This window comes from Paenibacillus sp. OT2-17, from assembly GCF_009827695.1.
Classification (GTDB): Bacteria; Bacillota; Bacilli; order Paenibacillales; family Paenibacillaceae; genus Paenibacillus; species Paenibacillus polymyxa_B.
Window position 1 is genome coordinate 1 of record NZ_WUDQ01000426.1, and the last position, 3,258, is coordinate 3,258.

4 protein-coding genes are annotated in these 3,258 nt (G+C 44.8%); all 4 read left to right on the forward strand.

What is annotated here, in order from left to right:
- Positions 1 to 171: CinA family protein (locus tag GRP75_RS22440; RefSeq protein ID WP_202404265.1), on the forward strand; the 171-nt coding region annotated here is incomplete at its 5' end.
- Between the two features lie 242 nt (positions 172 to 413).
- Positions 414 to 1,403 carry a recombinase RecA gene (gene recA, locus GRP75_RS22445; protein WP_160790404.1) on the forward strand — a complete coding sequence of 330 codons (990 nt, stop codon included), beginning with the start codon at positions 414 to 416 and terminating at the stop codon, positions 1,401 to 1,403.
- A 196-nt stretch (positions 1,404 to 1,599) separates the two neighbouring features.
- A complete protein-coding gene (locus tag GRP75_RS22450; RefSeq protein WP_160790405.1) occupies positions 1,600 to 2,349 on the forward strand; it encodes a regulatory protein RecX in 750 nt (249 codons plus the stop codon).
- 373 nt (positions 2,350 to 2,722) lie between these two features.
- Positions 2,723 to 3,258 (forward strand): Rnase Y domain-containing protein (locus GRP75_RS22455; protein WP_160790406.1); only part of this gene is annotated, 536 nt, incomplete at its 3' end.

The following is a 3,258-nucleotide window of genomic DNA, read 5'->3' on the forward strand; positions in this document are numbered from 1 at the left end:
GAACGGAAGCCAGTCGGTGTGGTGTATATTGGCATTGCTGAACGCGACAAGGAAACGGAAGTACATGAACTGAGACTGAGTGGTAACCGTGAAACAATCCGACTGCGATCAGTCAAAGCAATCCTGTACAGATTGTGGCGCAGGCTGGTAGAGAACGAGAAACTCTCTTAAACATCTATGTACAGTGTGGGTCGTAGAGTTGTTTTAGATAGATATTCATGATATAATCATCTTATCGGAAGAACCGTTGCAAAGCCTTTTGCCAGCGGTTCTTTTTTTGTTTTAAGAGACAGGTGTAATTGTAGAAGAGAGCTGTGTGAACAAAAAAAACGAATGTATGTTCGAAAAAATGCTTGGCAAGCGTGTCAAAACAAGGTATTATTAAAGTACAAACAATGAAGGATGTGAGTTTATTGTCAGATCGTCGTGCTGCGCTGGATATGGCGCTCCGTCAAATAGAAAAGCAATTTGGTAAAGGTTCCATTATGAAGTTGGGTGAGTCTACCCACATGCAAGTGGAAACGATCCCCAGTGGTTCGATTGCTTTGGATATTGCGTTAGGAACGGGCGGCTTTCCAGAGGTGCAAAAAACAGGCGGACAAGCAGCCTTTATCGACGCCGAGCATGCGCTTGATCCGTCGTATGCAAGCAAGCTGGGTGTCAATATTGATGAGTTGTTACTATCGCAACCAGATACAGGAGAGCAGGCGCTTGAGATTGCCGAAGCTCTTGTACGTAGTGGAGCAGTAGACATTGTAGTTGTTGACTCCGTAGCGGCACTTGTGCCCAAGGCAGAGATTGAAGGCGAAATGGGAGATTCCCACGTTGGTCTTCAAGCACGTTTGATGTCTCAGGCATTGCGTAAGCTTTCTGGAGCCATTAATAAGTCGAAAACCATTGCTATTTTTATTAACCAGCTACGTGAAAAAGTAGGTGTTATGTTCGGTAACCCTGAAACAACACCAGGTGGACGTGCATTGAAGTTTTACTCTACGGTACGTTTGGATGTTCGTAGTATTGAAAGTTTGAAAATGGGTAACGACATTGTGGGTAACGGCACACGTATTAAAGTCGTGAAGAACAAAGTTGCCCCTCCTTTCCGTCAGGCTGAGGTAGATATTATGTACGGTGAGGGCATTTCCAAAGAAGGTAGCCTGATCGATATCGGTACGGAGCATGACATTGTCGACAAGAGCGGAGCCTGGTATTCCTACGAAGGTGAGCGCCTTGGTCAGGGACGTGAGAATGCTAAGCAATTTTTGAAGGAAAATCCGAATATTGCTAGTACGATCGAACAAAAAATTCGGGTGGCCAGCAATCTGATTACGACGGTTGCTCCGCCTACAGAAGAAGAGTTGGCACAGCAAGCGAAGGAAGAACAGGAATTGTTGGAGCTTGAATAAAGCTCGGTGAATCCTGGTTTGTGAACTGGGGCCAGGGTTATGGCACCGTCCGTTTGAATAGCATGATTCTGATGCCCTGCACAGTTGTGCAGGGCATTTTTGCATCAACTAGAGTCTGCTTTGTCAGTGGAATCTAACTTTTGCGTAGCAGGTGTTCAAAGGCTGCTTTCGTGAATTTCAAAGTGAGGGAAGTATATTGCAGTTGGACGATGAAGATGAATACACTTCGGAAGCAAATAAGCAACAAGGGATTTCTCTTTTTCCGGATCATGAGGAATTGATGATTACTAGGGTAGAGCAGGGACAGGGACGCAAACGTGGAAGATATATCATACATTTTGGTCCTTATTCACTGTCTGTATTAGAAGATGTAATGATCAAGTACAATATGTTCAAAGGAACGTCATTTGATAAAAAAGAACTGGAAGATATCGTTCTGGCAGATGAAAAGCAACAGGCTTATGTACTTGCGCTACGCTATTTGGGGCGAAAGCCTCGCACACGTCAGGAAATTGCCCAGCGTTTGGCGCAAAAAGAACTGGATCAGTCTGTTATTGACGAAGTAATGGCCCGACTGCATAGGGAACAACTCGTAGATGATGATTTATACGCCCGTCAATGGGCAAGGCAGCGCATAACAAGCCAACGTAAGGGGAAGATGTGGGTTAGGCAAGAACTTCGTCAGAAGGGCATCTCTAAAGCCTCTATTGGCGAAGCGCTAGGTGAGATCACCGATAATGAGGAGTGGGAGAGCGCTTTGACGGTCGGACGTAAGAAATGGAATCAGGTACGTGGTGATATAATGGAGAAAAAAAGAAAAACCTACCCTTTTCTCATGAGACGCGGATATTCGGGGGATATGACACGCCGGGTAGTCAATCATCTCACTGCGACCGAGCATGACGCTGCTTCAGATGACGAGGAGTTGTTGCAGTGGGAGGAATAGTTGCCAAACGGCTGCTGAACCTTTGGCTAGTATGAACGGATAGGATGAGCTAGTTATTACATGGAAAGCTGCATGGTAGTCTACTAATGTTTGCATTCCCTTGACAATGCCATTTGTCAAATAATAAAATATATATGAAACGATACTTGTGGAACGCCCTTTTTCCTTCCAAAAAAGCGGAATCCACGGTGAGTTCTCATCGCCAAATAACAAGTGATGCCGCTATGCCAGGCGGAATTGTACATGTGAAAGCATGTGCATATGAAATGAAACGACCTTGTGTCGTTGTCTTAGTTTGACGATCAAAGTAAATGTGACAATTGCAAAAAGTCCCAAGGAATGCCTTGGAGGAACCAACGGGGAGGTGAACAGTATGATGACTGCGATCTGGTTCGTTCTCGTTGCTGTAGCCGCGTTATTCTTTGGGTTCGGGATTGGTTATTTTATTCGCAAATCTATTGCAGAAGCTAAGATCTCCAGTGCGGAAGAAGCTGCCGCGCAAATCGTGGAGAACGCGAAAAAAGAGGCAGAAGCGCTGAAGAAGGAAACGGTATTGGAAGCGAAAGATGAAATCCACCGCATCCGTGCCGAAGCTGAAAAAGAAACTCGTGAACGTCGCAATGAAATTCAACGACAGGAACGAAGATTGCTGCAAAAAGAAGAATCGCTGGATAAAAAATTGGAATCGCTGGAACGCAAAGAAGAACAAGTGGCCAACAAAGAGAAACGAATCGATGAAACCCAGCAGCAAATTGATTTGATTTACAAGAGTCAGGTAACTGAGTTGGAACGTATTTCCAATCTGACGATGGAGGATGCAAGAAGTATTATTCTGACCAACGTAGAGCAGGAAGTTCGTCATGAAACAGCTCAGATGATTAAAGAAATTGAACAGCAGGCCAAAGAAGA